Genomic DNA, 17,885 nt, shown 5'->3' on the forward strand with positions numbered 1-17,885 from the left:
CATGTCCCTGCACTTTCCGCCCGAATGCGCCTGGCTGTTCGCGGCCCTGACCGGCGAGATACCGCCGGACGGCGACGAGGACAAGATGTTCGCCCTCGCCGAGGCGCACAAGGGGCTGCACGGAAAGCTCAAGGGGGACATCCAGAAGCAGGTCGCGGACGCCCTCGGGTACACGAGGAAGAACTTCGACGGCACCGCCGCCGAGATGTACCAGGAGGCGATGAAGGCCTTCCTCGGCGGGCAGGAGGGCCTCGACTACTTCAACTCGGTCACCGACCAGGCCGAGTTGATCGCGAACTTCACCCGCAAGAGCGCCACCCAGCTCCAGTACACCAAGTACATGATCATCGCCCAGCTGGTGGAGCTCCTCGTGGAGGCCGCCGTGGCGGCGGCGCTCTCCTTCTTCTTCGGCGCCTCGATCGCCGCGTACCTCCAGAAGCAGGCCATCGTCCGGCTGATCATCCGCACCCGGCTCGGCCGGCTGCTGGTGGCCCTGCTCATGCACGAGATCATCAACGTCGGCATGGGCGTCGTCATGGACAGCCTCAGCCAGTGGATCCAGCTCAACCAGGGCACCCGCGACGAGTGGGACCACGACCTCACGAAGGCGGCGGCGCTCTCCGGAGCGATCCAGGGCCTCCTGGCCGGCCCCTTCCAGGCACTGGGCAAGGTCTTCAACAAGTTCCTCTCGAACCTGTTCGGCAAGGACGCGGGCAAGCTCCTCGGCAAGGGTCTCGACGACGCGCTGCCCCCGCCGAAGAAGCTCGGCGACGACGTCGCCCCCGTCCCGCCGCCGAAGAACAAGGTGGGCGACGACCTGGCCCCCACCCCGCCGCCGAAGACCAAGCCGGGCGACGACCTCGGTCCGACGCCCCCGCCGAAGACCAAGCCGGGCGACGACGTCGGTCCCACCCCGCCGCCGAAGTCCAAGCCCGGCGACGAACTCGGCCCGACGCCCCCGCCCAAGGGCAAGCCCGGCGACGGCGAGACCCCTCCGCCGTCCAAGGGCAGCGGCGACGGTCCGAAGACGAAGGGCGGCGACACCCCGCCGCCGCCGAAGTCCTTCGGCCAGGACATGAGCGACATCTTCCGGAAGCACCTCCCCGGCACGGCGGGCCCCCACCCGGAGAAGGCCGCCCGCGACTTCATCAAGGAGGTCGGGGACGCCTTCGAGCGCCGGTTCGGCGGCGCCGAGGCCCGCGACGCCGGCCGGAACTGGGCGCAGACCCTGCTCTCGGAGACCGGCCGCAAGGGCCTGCCCGACGCGCTCGGCGACGCCCTGAAGCCCCTGGCCGGCCAGCTCGACGACAAGGCGATGGACGTCCTGACCAAGGGCACCGCCGACGCGATGGGCTCCAGCATCCTCAAGTCGATGCGCGAGTTCGGCGTCAAGGGCCTGTTCGAGGGCGCCCACGCGGCCGTCTCGGAGGGCACGTACAACCTGATCTTCTCGGAAGAGCACACCTTCAAGACCTCCGGCCTCACCTTCGGCTCCGGCATCGTCGAGGGCCGGCTCGGCCACATCCTGGAGACCGGCGGCGACAAGCTCGGCCTGGGCCTGCGCGGGCAACTGGGCCTGGGTGCACCGAACTTCGGCACCCCTGGGGACGGGAGCACCGGGGACGGCGGTTCGCCCTCCAGTACGCCGGAGAGCGGCGGCCTCACGTCCGACATGCCCGACCTCGGCCTGGACCAGCTCTTCGCCGAGAAGGACGCCGAGACGACCACGGACGGGAGCGAGGAACAGGACGCTCCGGGGACGCCGATCGCCACGACGTCCGGCTCGCCGTCGCCGTCGGGTACGGGGTCGAGTACGACGTCGAATACGGCGTCGAATACGTCCTCCAGCAGCAGCACGAACACGCAGAGCACGACCACGACATCGAACCAGGGGCAAGGGCAGGGGCAGGGGCAGAATCAGGGGCAGGGCCAGAATCAGAGCCAGCGGACCGAGTCCGAGGCCTCGAACAAGACCGGGAACAACACGACCGGTCCCGTACAGCCGACGGGCCTCTCCACCGAGAGCGACACGCCCTCGGATACGAGCGGGAACGCGGACACGTCCACGGACACGTCCAAGACCGACGACGACACGAACGTCTCCGAGAAGCCACCCACCACCTCGGCCACGGACACGTCGTCGCCCTCGACCCCGCCGATCTCGCTCGTCTCCGAGACGCAGGCCGGGCCCGAGACGGTGAACCTCCCCGAGACGGGGCCCGAGACGGTCGTCACGGAGTCCGTCAACACGGAGTCCGTCGTCACGGAGTCGGTCAACACGGAGTCCGTGATCACGGAGTCCTTCGTCACCGAGACCGTCCTCACGGAGTCCCTCACCGAGACCGTCGTCAACGAGTCCGTCACCGAGACCGTCGTCACGGAAGGCGCACTGGCCCCCTCGCCCGACTCCCCCCTGTTCCCGCCGTCTCAGGCGGACGCGCCCCAGACGACGAACACCACGACCACGAACGACATCACCACCGCCGACATCACCACCACTGAGACCACCACCGACACCCTCACCCCCGCCTCCCCCGCGCAGCCCCCACCCCCGCCGCCGCCCCCGCCGCACCGCCACATCCGTGACTTCGGCGGGCCGAACCACACCGGGATCGGCGGAGTGCAGCTGTCCCCCTTCTCCGACACCGTGGTCACCGATCTGCACACCCAGGTGCTGGAGACCCTCGACATCCCGGAGAGCCGCCGCGGCGCGGTACGGGAGCAGTTGCGGAAGAGCCTCACCTCGCAGTCGCTCGTGGACAACCGGCACATGCTGATGAGCCCCGACGGCCACCGGGTGGCGGTGAACGACGGCGGGACCACGCGGACGCTCCAGCTGCGGCTGAGCCTCTCCGACCCCCGCGCCTCACTGATGTCCGACGTGCCGGGCGGGCTGCCGCCCCGTAACAACGAGCAGCGCCAGACGGCCACGTTCTCCCAGAGCCGGCAGTCCGGTACGTCCCGCTATCGCGGTATCTCCGTGCCCGTCTCGACCACGATCCCGGCCAAGCCCTCGGCCGTCGTCACCGGGTACCCCGTGGGCGGCACCCTGAGCCTCACCCGCCATCAGGTGACGACGAGCAGCACGCAGACGGTGAGCGTCAACAGCACGAGCCTGCACCGGAGTTCGGAGGCGACCCACCCGTACCACTACCAGGGTGTGTGGACGCTGAGGGAGTCGGACAGCGACAGCTGGTCCCACCCGGTGGACATGGGCACCGTCACGGCCTGGTTCCCCCACCACCTCGTCGCCGACCAGCCCGCCCCGGCGCGCGTCACTCCCTTCTGGCACGAGCAGAACACGCTGAACGACCACCTCGACGTGACGCCCGTGTGGGCGCTGGACTCGCTCTCCGACCCCGGCGGTCTGCTCCGCGGGGTGAAGGAGCGGTTCGACACCCGACTCGCCTCGCTGTCCCCGGAGTCGCTGACCGAGGTGGAGCAGTTCTTCGGGATCGAGCACCAGCTCGGCGCCCTGCCCCTCCACCGCGTCCGGGAGAGCGGCGACGCCTCCACCACCGGCACCCGCACCATCGACACCACCACCTCCGCCGGCACCTTCTCGCCGGTCCTGGTCGACACGGCGGGCAACGTGCTCGGCATGTTCCGGATCGTCGCCGACGTACGGCCTCCGGAGACGCGGGGGCGGGAGGTCTGGGTCTCCGACAGCTACAGCTTCGAGCGGTACGTGGAGCGCCAGACGAAGCAGGACACCCTGCGCAAGATCACGTCCGGTGCCGCCGTCGAGCTCTTCGGCGGTGTCGGCCTCAACTCCGACGCCACGCCGGAGAACAAGGCGCGCCGTGATCTCACCCCCGGCGGGCAGATCGTCTTCAAGGGCGGTCTGGGCTGGCAGAAGGACAACTCCCTGGGCACGGGTGCGGCGCACAGCACCAACCGCAACATGCGGGCGTCCGCGGCGCACGTCCTGTTCCCGGTCCAGGTGGTCCATCACGTGGAGTTCATCGCCGCGGACGGAAGCTCGGACGGGACCGTCGCCATGAACGCGGTGGACGGACGCCTGAGGGCCCTCGGCGAGCCCCCCGCCCCCGTCGGTGACGTGGCCCCGGAGAGCCTGCCCAACAACCTCAAGGAGCTGCGGGGCATCGGTTTCTCCGTCACACCGCTGCGCCTGCGCGGCGAGGGCCTGACGGCGGTGCTCGACCAGGCGCGGACCTGGCTCGGCGACAACGGCTTCCTCCCGAAGCCGGGGCTCACCACACCCGAGAACGCCCGCGCCCGCATGGACAACCTGCGCACCCTCCGCCTGCTCACGAGCGAGGCGGCGCTGCTGTCCTCCGTCGACGAACTGACGGACGGCGGGCTGCGACTGCCGTTCAACAGCGTCAGCGTCGACGGCCGGGTCCGGCAGGTCGATCTCGTCCTGCACCTGGAGCGGGCCGCCGACAGGCCCATCACCCACCACACCACCCTCTCGGACGTGTTCGTCTCCAACGGCGGCGGCCTCTCGGACACCAGCAGCAACCAGCGGACGAGCACGCTGTCCGGCAGTCTCGGGGTCAGCGGCGACCTGTCCGTGGGAATCCCCGCCCTCACGACCGCCGTCGGCGGGAAGGCGAGCCCGCAGATCGTCTGGACCGACAGCCCGACCACGGCGCTGGGCCACTCCCAGACCATCCGGACCGGCAACCACGACACGGAGGTCTTCCGCGTCCCGAGCCGGCTGAGGATGGAGTTCCTGGAGAACAACCAGGTGGTCGTGTCGTCACCCCAGCCTCCGCCCCTTGCACCGCCCCAGACGCAGGTCCAGACGCAGACGCAGGTCCAGCCCCAGACGCAGCCCCAGACGCACCCCCAGGTCCAGACCGAGACGCAGCCCCAGACCCACACCCAGGTCCAGACCCAGACCCAGACCCAGACCCAGACCACGGTCTCGATACCGCCCCAGACCCCCGCCGACCCCCTGGTGGATCTCGACCTCGCCGTTCCGCAGAGCCGGCTCGGGCGGCCGGACACCGTGCCGCCCGTCGGCGGGCCCCCGGTCGTACTCCCGGACGGCGCCCAGGTCGACGTACTCCTGGGCAGTGACGCCCTTCAGCGGGCACTGAACGAGTTCCTGGCCACCGACGGCCGCCCCGCCGATGATCCGAACCAGCTGTCGACGGCCCGCCCGCTGGGCCTCACGACCCAGCAGAGCGTGGGCCTGCCCCAGCACACGGGCGACCTCCGGCCCGCGCCGCCGTCCTCGCCGCTCGCCCGGCTCGCGGCGATGGCGACGACCACGCTCCGGCAGCTGGGTCTCACCGCGACCCCGGTCCCGCACGTCACCGCCCCCGCCACCGATCCGGCCCCGCCCGCCCCGTCCGTCTCCTCCGACCACAGCAGAAGCCTGAACCAGCAGATCAGCCCGTCCGCGCTGCTCGCCAGGGCCCACCAGATGAGCAAGGGCGTGTACGTGGTGGACGGCCTGTCCGTCCCCGGGGCGTTCATCGGCTCCGAAGCGGTCGTCGAAGTGCACATGGTGATCAGCAACCCCGTCAACCTGGGGGACGCCAAGCAGTTCGGCGAGACGGACCTCGCGGTCGGCGAGGGCGGCAGCAGGCAGAAGAGCACGGCGAAGCTGCCCTGGGAGCTGACCGCCGAGCTGGGCGGCAAGTTCGGTGCGAACCAGCCGCCCGAGGGCGGCGCGGCTCCGCTCCCCACCCCTCTGACCGGCGGTTTCGCGGTGAAGGGAGGCTACGGCCAGGGCACGGCCCGGACGACCACGGACACGTCCTCCGTACAGATCACCCGGGTCGCGGCCGAGAACAGCGCGCAGCACCGCATCCGGGCCGGCGTGGAGTTCCACGTGACCGTCCGCCGCGGCACGAACGGTGCCGGCCGCTTCGCCTCGGCCACCACGAACACGCTCCCGCCGATCCACGTCCCGGGGGGCATCGAGTTCATCGCCACCACCGAGCAGCTGCGCCGCGGCAACGGGGATCTGGCGCGTCTGGTCGGCCCGCCGACCACCCCTGTCGCGGCGCCGACCGTCCCGCTGCCCGCCCGTTTCGTACGGTACGGAGCGCTGGGCACGGACTCCGTACTCGCGGTGGTCCCGTTCACCCCCACCGCGCCGGCGACCACCCCGCCGACGGCGGGAGCGACACAGGCGACGAACGACGCCACGACCGCACCCGCGAACGACCAGGCGGTCACCCCGCCCAACACCACCACCACGACCACCACGACCACCACCGACCAGGCGATCACCGAGCCCGCCGCCACGCCGGACCCCGTCCCGCCCTCGACGTCCCGGGACGAGTACATCCGGCTCAACACCCTCCTGACCGAGCTGGTCGACCAGCACGCCCCCGGCGCCCTCGACCCCGGCGACTCCCGCCACGTCCCCGGACTCCAGCGCAAGATCGCCGAGTACACGACGACCGCCGCTCTCGCCGAACTCGTCGGCCGCGGCGCGAACCCGGGCACCCGGACGGGTACGGATGCGGAGGCGGAGGCGCGCCCCGGCTCGTCCTCACTGCCGCCGCTCCGCTTCCCGTACATGGGAGTGTTCGGGACCACCACGCTGACCCTCATCGTCCAGGGCCGGCCGAACCTGACCACCGCCGAGCTGGGCGCGACGCTCGGGCGTCCCGCCTCGTCGGCCACGGAGCTGGAGTTCTACTCCCAGCACCGTCCCCTGGACACCTCGGTGAGCACCGTCCGCACCACGAAGTGGTCCGCCGCCGTGGCCGGGAACCTGAGCGTCCCGACCCCGGGCACGCCCGTGAAGGCCTCGGTCACCCCCGGCGTCGCGGTCTCGCAGGCCACCACCGTCTCCTCGTCGACGGTCGCCGAGGACCGTGCCTGGCAGCGTACGAAGGGCGGCAACGAGTACGACCTGCCGTACCGCTTCACCGCCGTCCTCCAGGCCCCCGGCTTCGTGCCCGGCACGACCGTCACGCACGAGATCAGCGAGCCCGTCCACGCCACGGTCACCCTGCGGCTCGGTGGCGACCAGGCTCCCGCGAGCGATCAGCAGGTCGTGGACCAGCTTCCTCCGGAGGTCCACTCCTCCGAGCTGCCGCCGGCGATCCACGACCGGCTCTTCATCCAGCACCCGCCCCTGGGGTTCCAGGACACCACCGCCGTCACGGCCGTCACCAACGGCCCCCAGCTGCAACAGGCCGTCGACGAGGTCGCGCCCGGCCTGCTCGGCCCCGTCCGGCAGGACGGACCGGTCCCGGAGGCCCTCGCGACCCTCCTCACGGACGCCTTCCGCAAGGGCGTCTCCCGCATCGGCCCCACCGGAGCCGCCGCCACCCTCGGCGGTACGGTCACCGGCGGCCGGCAGCAGGTCGACGTCCGGCTCCGGATGAGCAATCCGCGCTTCGTCGACGACACCCGGGGCATGGTGATGGACCAGGCCCGTGTCACGGGCACGACCACCGCGACGTCCTCGTCGACCTCCCGTACCGTCTCCGCGCCGCTCGCCGTCTCCGGGCAGGCCAAACTGCGGAACCTCACGACCCCGGTCGACCTGGGCCTCGGCGTGACGGTGCCGACCGTGCACTACCAGTCGGTCCCCGGCGGGCAGGGCGGCGGAGTCGGTACGACGGCACGCCTCTGGACCAAGATCGGGACGGCCGGACTGCCGGGAGCGACCACCGGTCTGAAGACCCACGAGGTCGAGGTGGACACGCTCGTCACGGTGACCAACCCCGAGGGCGAGACCCGTCAGGTGACCGGTACGGCGATCGTCCGCGTACCCGAGCAGGCGCTGCTCGGACTCGGCATCCTGAACCAGGCCGACCTGACCGAAGGCGTCTGGGACATGTCCGCCCCCAACGACGAGCCGTTGATCACGCTGATCAGCGCATCGCTCCAGAATTCTGCGGTCGCCCCTCAGCTCTGGCTGCACCCGGACACGAGGCCGAACCCCGGGGAAACCCGCGCGGAGGCGAACGACCTGGCCCGGCGGATCGCCGTCGACCACCAGCGCACCGTGCACCTGGTCGTCCAGGAGGAGAACGGCCCGCAGGTGACGACGTACGACCCGGACGGCAACCGGGTGGTCCCGCCGGTGATCGCCCCGAACGAGCCGACGACGACCACGACCACGGTCCCGAACACGACCACGACCACGACCACGACCACGACCACCGATACGGCCCCGGCGACGACACCGCCCGTGAACACCTCCGCCGCCCCGACGGCCGAGAACACCACGGACACCGACGAGGCCGCCCCCCAGCCCCCTCCCCGCCAGAGGGGACAGCTGGTCGAGAACCCCGTACGCCTCGACGAGCTGCGTTCCTTCCACGGTACGAAGACCGCCGCGGTGCACACCGAGCGCTTCGACCCCAAGCTGCGCCAGCTCCAACCGCAGCCCGGCCGCCTCGACGGCTCCATGACGCTCATCCGCAACCATGTGCGCCGCGAGCAGCTCGCGGACGGCCGGACCGTGCGCCGCTTCTTCGTCACACTGCCCTTCAAGCTCACCGACGGCCTCACCGAGGCCGACCTCCGCGCCCACCAGGACCGGATGCAGAAGGTCCTGGACACCCACGTCAACCGCGGCTACCGACTGCCCGGTTCCGGCGACCAGTTGCACGTCACCGCCGAGTTCGTCCACACTCCCGCGCACGGCGAGGCCGTCACCCTCTCCCGTACGCAGTCACCGGGCCGTGCCGACCAACTCCACTGGGACGTACGGGACAACGACGCCACCGTCACCCATGAGCTGCTCCACTACCTGGGCCTGGCCGACGAGTACTCGGACGCCGGATCCCAGGACCCGCACCTCTTCCGCCGCGACGACCGGGCGAGCGGGGTACGGACCGAGGGCCTGATGGTCCGCACCCGCGAGGAGAACCTGCGGGAGCTGCCCGAGGACTACCTCGCGACGATCGAGCGGGTCAGCGACAACGCGGTCGTCCCGCTCCACACGACCACCGTCCCCACGCCCCGGGACGACAGCCGGCTCTCCCCCGACCAGCGGGTGGACGGGACGACGAACCAGGCCCCGGAGGACAGTACGGAGACGCCCGCCACGCAGCACACGGTGGACGAGTCCAAGGTCACGTACCTCAAGCAGCCGTACTACGCCTCCGGCGACCAGTTCGGCATCGCCGCCGCCCTCATCGCCGACGAGAACCTGCACGTGGTCCTCATCTACGGCAAGGAGGACGACACCACCCCGCTCACGCCCGAGGAGCAGGAGGAGGTCGGCAAGCAGAGGGCGACCGCGGAGAAGGTGAAGGCGTTCTACGACGCCTCGAACCTCAGGGGCCGTTCCGACGTCATGAGTGCCGCCGACGCGAAGACCCGGTTCGACAGCTTCATCAGGAACCAGAGTCTGACCGCCAGGACGAAGAAGGAACGCATTCTCGGCGTGGGCGATGCCACGCAGCGCATCGGCAGGTCCTTCAGCTCCGATCTCCGTACGAAGATCCTCAAGGCGTGGGACCTCACGCCGGAGAAGACACCGAACCCCGCCATCGAGAAGTGGCTCGCCGGGCACGACATCCGTCTGGACAAGGGGGACAAGGTCGCGGTCCTGTGGTCCCGCTTCAGCGGCAAGAAGGGCGAGGTGCACATCGAGCACGACACCAGCTATTTCGGTGTCGCGCAGATCATCGCGGGTCTCGGGGACATGAAGGCCGTCATCGTCGTGGGCGACTCCGGCTATCCGGCACCGGTGGAACGCGACGCTTCCGGCAAGCCCCTGCCGAAGCCGGTGGAACTCGACGAGTCCGGCCTGCCCAAGCCGAAGCCCCAGCCGAAGTACCAGGCGATAGCCGATTACTTCAACAAGGGTGAACTTCCGGGCCAGGACGGCACGGAGACGAACATCCGGGCCGAAGGGTTCACGGCCCAGGTCGCGGACCTCACGGAATTCTGGAACGACCCGAAGACGGCGGCGTGGAAGGGCAACACCCGTACGGGTCAGTTCCAGCTCTTCCATTACCTCCACCACCACGCCGAGACCCGCCACCTCGGTTTCCGCAGCGGAAACCTGGAGGCGATGGCGCTCATGGGCTTCAAGGTCCGCTACCTCGAAGAGCCCAACAGCGAGATGGGCGGCGACCGGATGACCGTCTGGCACGAGGTCCCGGGGCGGCCCACGCCGACATCGGTCGGCGGCGGTCTGCCGCCGGGTTACGAACGCCTCATCGTCACCCATTCCCCGACCCGCTCGGGCCAGTACCAGAAGGACCTGCCGCTGGACGTCCGGAAGGACGAGCAGAAGCACGCGGCATGGCACGAGGTCCCGCGGCACGAGGACCTGAAGAAGCTCACCGCGGAGGACGGCCGGGAGACCTCCCGGCCCAAGGGCTTCACCGACGAGGACCTGGCCAACATCGACGGGTACCTCCGGCACGGCGACCCCGGCCACGGCCTCAGCACCGAGCTGAGGAACGAGGTCACCGACATCGCCGACCGCGCGAAGCGGGCCCTGGACGAGATCAACCAGACGACGAAGGACCTCGCGTCCACCAACTCGAACATCGGCAAGAAGGGCCCGCTCCCTCAGCTCGTCAGGCGACGGGACGCCCTGACCACGACGCTGACCGAGGCGAACACGGCATTCGACACCGCCAGGCAGGACTTCGCCCGGCTCTTCGCCCAGGACTCCCCGCACGAGCCCCTCGCCGTCCTGCGGGCCCGCAACATCCACGCCCAGTACGTGGCCCACCTGCTCACACCTCCGACGGAACAGACGGAGGCCACGGGGCAGCCGGAGCAGCCGGAGCAGCCGGGGCGGTCAGAGCAGCCGGAGAGCTCGGAACACACCGAGTCCACGCAGCACACCGAGCCCACGGAACAGCCGAACGACGCCGACAACGCGAACGCCCGCCTGAGCCCGGACGAGCAGTTCCAGGGCGAGAGCAGCAAGGCCCCCAACACCCCGGCCACCCCACCCGCCCCACCGGCCACCACCATCTACGAGAACGGCCTCTTCACGGCTCTCACGACGAACATCGCCGCGAACGACCAGACGCTCACGCCCGACGCGTACCGTGCCCGCGTGAGCGAGAGCGTCGCGCGCGGGGACCGGATCTCCTACGTCGTGAACGCGATCGTCGATTATGGAACGATCACCAGTGGCACCCATCTCCGGGATTTCGTCGCCTCGGTGCACGAGAACCTCCCCGAGGACATGCGGAGCCGGGTCGCGATCGTCGTCGGAGTGAACGACCGGAGGTTCGACGGCGTCGATGCCGCCGAGATCGCGCGCATGAGGAGCACGATCGCCGAGCGTGTCGCGGCCATCCAGTCCCCGGTCGCACTCTCCGTGGTCGCCACGCCCCTGAGGCCGCGGGCGGAGAGTGCCGCCTTCCCCCACGGGGAGGCCCGTAACGCGACCCTGAGGAGCGCGGCCACCCGGGGCGCGATCGGCGGTCTGCTCGCGAACTCCACTCACCCGTATGTGTCGTTCATGGACTTCGACAACTATCCGCACACGACTCCCCGCGGCCGTCATGTCTTCGCCTACTTCGACGAACGGCTTGAGTTCCGGAATCCGGAGCCCCTCGACCAGCACGACGTCACCCCGCCCCTGCGTCCCTTGCTCATCGCCGGCGGATACCGCATTCCCGCCGAGGGAGACCCCCGCCGCGGCATTCTGGCCGCCGAGACGAGGAGCAGGTGGGAATCCCACAACAGAAAGGCCGAGGAGCAGGCGGCGCAGAAGTCGAAGGGCCGGAAGAAGAACGACCACCTCGGCCCGGTCCCGGCCGATGTCGATGCGACGGTGACCGCGTTCGAGGACGAAATCCAGCACGATATGCGGGTACGGGAAAGAATGGGCGACATGGCCACGTTCGTCCCCTATTCGCCCGAGCCGAATCTGTTCGTCGACGCCCTGGCGACACTGCTGATCCCCGAAGACGGCCGCCCCCGGGTGGAGTTCAGCGAACAGGGCCCGGAGTTCAACGGTCTCGCGGACAGTCTGATGAGCCTCGCGTCCTGGGAGATCACACAGGACGAGCGCGTCCCGCCGCCGGCATCTCCGCTTCCCCCGATGACCGCCGAGACGGCCGAGAAGGCCAGGGTCGCGGCCGAGGAACGCCTCGCGCTCGCCGCGGAGACCCTGCGCCCCGCCGTACGCGGAACGGCCTTCTTCACGGAGTACCAGCGGGCCGCCACCCAGACGGACCTGTCCCGCCTCTACTTCGGCATGCTCTCGTCCCGGCAGACCACCGCGGCCAAGAGCGGAATCACCGATCTGAGTCGGGTGCCCCGGCACGAACTCCGGGTACCCCAGAGCCACATCAACCCCACCCCGTACGGAAAGCTCTTCAACGAGACGGACAACAGGGCCAAGGGGGAGAAGTACGGGCACCTCGCTGACCTGCAGAACAACGGAAGCCTCCTCCACGCCGACTTCATGGCCACCGATCCGTGGGGAAGGGTTCCCCAGGACAGTCCCGTCCGCGACGCGAGGGCCCTCCTGAACTCCTTCACGTCGATGTCCCTCCTGAACAGGGTGTCGCACACGCCCGTCCCCGGCGGACCGGTCTTCGGCCTGCAGACGAACGACAACCAGACGTCCCTGCACGCCATGAACCTCCTGTACGCCACCGATCACGGCGTCATCCAGCGCACCTTCCACGAGATCGCGGAGACCTATCTCTCCCCGAGCGTCCATCCGGCCGGCCGCCAGCCGCTGACCGCCCGCCCGGGGTCGTTCTTCGCGGCACTCACCGAGGCGTTCACCGGGAGATCCACGTTCGATGCCCCGGCGACCCCGCCGAACCAGGTCCCGGTCGCCCCTCTTGTACGTCAGGTCCCGGTCGACCCTCTCGTACGGCAGATGCTCACCGTCCTCCACCGGAACAACCTCACCACCGCCGCTGCCCGGGAGCTCGTCGCGAACGCGGCGACGAACGGGCTGACCGTGACGAACCTCTCCACCCGCCTCTTCACCGGGCGCATCCACCCGATGTCCCACACCCTCGACGACTACCGGGGCACGACGCCCCCGGACCCCTTCGGCATCGACCCCTCCGCGCGGTTCCTGCTGGACCTCTACGCGGCCGGCTTCGGACTCACCCTGGAGGTCACGGCCCCCGACGGAACGCAGCGGCGTTTCGGCGAAGGCAACACCTCCGCCCCGCCCATTCAGGTCCGGTGGGTGGACGGCGAGGGCTGGCGCGGCGACGCGCTGCCGCCGGGCACACGCACCCTCGCCCCGCCGGCGCACGATCCGCACGCCCCCCTCAGCTCCTCGTCGCGCCCCCCTGCCCCGCCGACGGGCAACCAGACCCCGAGCACCCAGACGCCGAGGAACCAGGCCCCGAGGAACCAGGCCCCAAGCACTCAGACGCCGAGGAACCAGACTGCCCCGGGCAACCAGCCGCCGAAGAAGCAGACCCAGAGCGCGAACACCCCCCGGAACAACCCGCCCCGCACCACGCCGCCCCACACGGGCGGCAGCGGCAACCGTGGCGGTGGCAGCGGCAGTTCCAGCCTGGCCGACTCCGCCTTCAACCGGCTCTCCGGCAACGGCAGCAGCAACAATCGGCCGAACACCCCCAACAGGCGCCCGAACAACCCCAATAACCCCAACCCGAACCCCAACCCGAACAGGCCCAACAACTCCAACAGGCCCAACAACCCCGGTCAGTCCGACGGAGGGCGTTCCCGTCCGGGTAAGCCCTCATGATCGAATCGGGGCGACCGAACAGGGGAGGGCACGTGCGACAGGGTGACGACGACCGGGCGGAGAGAGCCTCGGACGGGGGCAGGTCCAGGCGGCTGCTACGGCGGTTCAGCCGCCACCGCGGCACCTCCGCACCGGCCGGTACGGCTCCGGCGACCGCCGCCGAAGCCGGCGCCCCGGTTCCGGCCGTGGCTCCGGCACCGCACACGGTCCGCGACGACTTCCCCCACCGCCACCTCCTGCGTTCCTCGGAGGCCCCGGACTCGCCCGTACGCGCCCTCGTGCAGGCGCTGCCCGCCGACCCCCGGCGGCCCGTCGTGGTGGTCGACGTACCGCAGTCCGCCGCGGGCAACCTCGGCGAGGAACTGGGTTCCCTGCTGGCCCGGTTGCGTGAGGACGAGCCGCTCTCTCTGCGTCTCGTGCTGTCCGGCGCCGCCGCCCCGGCCGGAGAGGACGGGCCGCTGGCCCAGCGCCTCGCCGATGCCTGGGACGTGACCCTGGAGGCCCCGGACGCCCCCGCCGTCCTCGCTCCCGGCGGCCTGCTCTACGTCACGGAACCCGCCACTCCCGGCGGCGGCTGGTGGCGCTTCGTACCGGGGGAGGCCCCCGAACCCCTCGGCACCCGGCTGCCCGCACCCCGCTGGCAGCGCGCCCTGACCCGGGTTCCGCTGGGCCCGGTCGGAGCCGGTGTCGTACGGGCCGTCCCGGCCGGGCTCGCGCTCGGCCCGGCGGACGCCGCCGCACCGCGCCCCGACGGACCGGCGTACGCCGTCGCCGTCGACCCCGAGCGGCCGGCCGTCCTGCTCGGTACCCCGCGCGCGGACCCGGTCGCGGCCGAGGACCTGGCGACGCTGCTCGCCTCGCTGCCCTCCGAGATCCGCCGCGCCCTGCGGCTCGTCCCGGCGGACGGGCGGGACGCGACCGCGCTGGCCGAGGAGGTGTGCGACCTCCTCGGCGCGGAACTGGAGGTGACCCTGGGCCTCCCGCTCACCGCCGAGACGGAGAGAACGGAAACGGAAGAGGGATCGGAAGCAGAAGCGGAGGGACAGGAGCCGGGTCGGACACCGGCCGAATCCGTACGACTGCTCTCCCCCGAGGGCGAGTTCACCTGGCCGGCACCGCTCGCCTCCCTCCTCTGCTCCCCGACCGGAGACGACGGCTCCCGCCCGTCGCCCCGCCCGACCGCCTGGAGCCTCCCGGCATCGGCGGGCACACCCGGCCCCGTACCGGCGACGCTCCAACTCCCCTCCGGCGGGTGGGCGGTGGCCGTGCGTTCGGGCCTCTGGATCGGTGCCACACACGTGCCGCCGTCCGCCGTACGGGACAGGGCGGGCGAACCGCGCGCCCTGCGGGTGGAGGTGGCGGCCGAATGCCTGGCCGAGGAACCGGTCCGCGAGGCGACCCTGCGGGACCTGTCGACCCTCCTCGCCACCCTCGGACCGGCGGCCCGCGCCCATGCCGAACTCGCCGTCTCCGAGGAGGCGGAACCGGAAGCGTCAGCGACCCTGCGCCGGTTCGCGGTCCGTATGGGCCTGCCCCTGGCGGCCACCCCCAGAACGACAACCGCTCCGAAAGCAGAACCGGAACCGGAACAAGAACCGGAAGCGGAACGGGATCCGGAACCCGTAGCCCCGGCGTCGGCCCCGACCCCGACCCCATCCCCATCCGCGTCCCCGGCGCGGCCCGCAGAACCCGAACCGACCCCCACGCCGCCCCCGCCGGCCCCGACCCCCTCTGCCCCGAAGCCCCCCACCCGGGCAACCCCCGCCCCGGCACTTCACCCTCCGGTGCCCCGTGCCCCGGTGCGCCGTGCTCCCGAAGGGTTCAGCGGGGAGGCGGACCGGCGGGCGTTCCGGGACCTGGCGGCGGCCGTCTGGGAGGAGCACAGCGGCCCCGTGGGGCAGGCGCTGATCAGGATGCCGGCGCTGCGCGGGTCGGGGGAGGACGCGGTGCGGGCCGACCTGATCGCCGTGAGGCTGTACCTCTCGTCGGCGCCCGAGGACCCGTTCGGTGCCCGCGCGCTCGCCGAGGGGGCGGAGGCGCTGCGCCCGTACGCGGCCTGCCTGGCCTCCGGGCTGCGGCGCCTGCCCGCGCTGCGGGGCACGCTGGTCCGCGCCGTGGCGGAGCCGTCCGTACCGGACGAGGTGGTGCCGGGTGCGGTGCTGGTATGCGACGCCCCGCTGGACGTGGTCCACCTGGAGACGCCGGACGCGCCCGTACCGCCCCTGACCCATGTCCGCTATGCCGTACGGCCGATGACCGCCCGGCGTACGGCGGTGCTGTCCCGTGACGGGAACGGCGCGCAGGCGCTCTTCGCCGCGGGGACGGCGTTCGCCGTCGTCGCCCGCCACGAGGCGGACGGCGAGCTGCCCGCCCGGGTGCTGCTCGCCGAACTCCCGGCGGACGCGGGCAGGTTCCGCGAGCCGTCCCCCGAAGCCCTGGAACGGCTGGACGCGGCGGCCCGCCGCTCCGGCACCGCGCCCTGGCCGGCCCGGTGCACCGGCCCGTTCCTCCACGTCCCGCAGGCGCTCTGAGTGGGTGCCCCGCAAGGCTCTTCCCCCGTCGAGAAAGGCAGACCAGCCATGGCCAGCAGAGACTCCACCCCAGCAGCGGAGAGCACCGGGGACTCTTCGGTGCGACGCGCGGCGGCGCTCGCCGTCCTGAGCGAGGAGCCGTCGTCCGGCCTGTTCCCGGCGACGCCGACGGCGACGGCGAGAGCGGTGTCCACCACGGCCACCACGGCAACGGCAACGGCAACGGCAACGGCAACGGCAACGGCGGAAGCCACCGCGACGGCACCCGCCCCGACCTCCGCGCCCAGCGCGCCGAAGGCGGAAGCGGAAGCAAAGCCAGAAGCAGAACCGGAACGGGAACCGGAACCCACCCCGGCACCCCCGGCAGCCACCGCCACCACCGCAGCCGCGACGACCGCCGCAACCGCCGCAGCCACGACCGCAACCTCCTCAGCCGCAGCCACGGCTGCCACCGCCACCACCGGAACCAGCACCGCTACGACCGCAACCGCCGCCACCCGGGCAACCCCCTCCACCCCGTCCTCCGGCACCGCCTCCGCCACTCCTCCCCTCGGCCGCCCCAACAAGCCGATGATCGCGGCTGCCGTCCTCGGCGGTCTGGTCCTGATCGGGGTGCCCTTCCTCGTCTCGGGCCCCGACGACGAGCCGCGCTCCTCGGCCGCCGGGGCACCTCCGGGCAGCTCGATGCACCCCGGGGGCCCCGGGCCCGGGATAGTCCCCAGCGAGCAGCAGCTCGCCGCTCCGGGCACGGACCGGGGCAAGGGCAAGAGCGGGGCGCCGGTGAAGGGTCCGGGGCCCGACGGCGGCACGGGCAAGGGGCTGGGCCCGATCGGCGGGATCCACGAGCCCGGCACGGGCGTGACGTACGGGACCGGCGGCTCGGGCACGTCCCAGGGCCCGCGGTCCCCGGGTACGGGCCGGCGGACGGCGCCTCCGGCCGCGGGCGGCGGCACCGGGGGGACCGCGCCCACCCAGGGCGGCGGCGGGACGAAGGCGACGACTCCGCCGGCGACGAAGGCGCCCCCGAAGAACCAGCCGGCGGCACCGCCGCCGGCGACGACCGCGCCCAAGCCGGTCACGTACGCGCATCTCATCGGCCTCGGCTGCGGGACACCGGGATTCGCGGTCGGGGACATGTACACCGACGGGAAGGAGGGCTGGCTGAAGAACTGGGGAAGCACGAAGTCCTACGGCTGCAACGGTCTCTTCTACAGCATGCCGATGTCGGGCAGCTCGCGCTCGGACGGCATCTGGGCGCAGTGGAAGTTCACGACCGGCTCGGTGACGAAGGGCACGTGCGCGGTGCAGGTGTTCATACCGAACGTGCGGGACATGGCGTACGTGGGCGGCACTCCGGCGCACTACACGGTCTACCGGGCCTTCACACAGAGCTCGACGAACACCATCGGGAGCTTCGAGATCAACCAGCCCTCGCACCTGGGCCAGTGGGTCTCGGCGGGCCGCTTCCCGGTCTCGAACAACAAGATCTCCGTCGTCCTGGACAACCGCGGCAGCGGAGCGGACAACCGCCACGCGGCAGCGGCCCAGGTCCGCGTCGACTGCACGGCCTCCTGACCGCCCCACCTACCCGCCCGGCCAGCGACCGCCCCCGCCGCTCCTCCACCCCGAGGAGCGGCGGGCCTCTGTGTACTACCTCACACCGAAGCCGCCTCCGAGCGCCCCACCCTGCCCCGGAAAACCGAAGAAGGCCGACACCGTCTTCACGGTGCCGACCTTCT

3 protein-coding genes are annotated in these 17,885 nt (G+C 71.5%); all 3 read left to right on the forward strand.

The genetic code is table 11. The features are described 5' to 3' along the window. Position 1: 1 nt before the first annotated feature. A complete protein-coding gene (locus ABT154_RS01535; RefSeq protein WP_351851439.1) occupies positions 2 to 13,615 on the forward strand; it encodes a WXG100-like domain-containing protein in 13,614 nt (4,537 codons plus the stop codon). A 32-nt stretch (positions 13,616 to 13,647) separates the two neighbouring features. Further along, entirely contained in the window at positions 13,648 to 16,146 is a 2,499-nt protein-coding gene (locus tag ABT154_RS01540) for a hypothetical protein (protein ID WP_351851441.1), read from the forward strand. Between the two features lie 570 nt (positions 16,147 to 16,716). Then, a complete protein-coding gene (locus ABT154_RS01545; RefSeq protein ID WP_351851444.1) occupies positions 16,717 to 17,721 on the forward strand; it encodes a hypothetical protein in 1,005 nt (334 codons plus the stop codon). Positions 17,722 to 17,885: the final 164 nt, after the last annotated feature.

Source organism: Streptomyces sp. NPDC001728 (genome assembly GCF_040297565.1).
Lineage (GTDB): Bacteria > Actinomycetota > Actinomycetes > Streptomycetales > Streptomycetaceae > Streptomyces.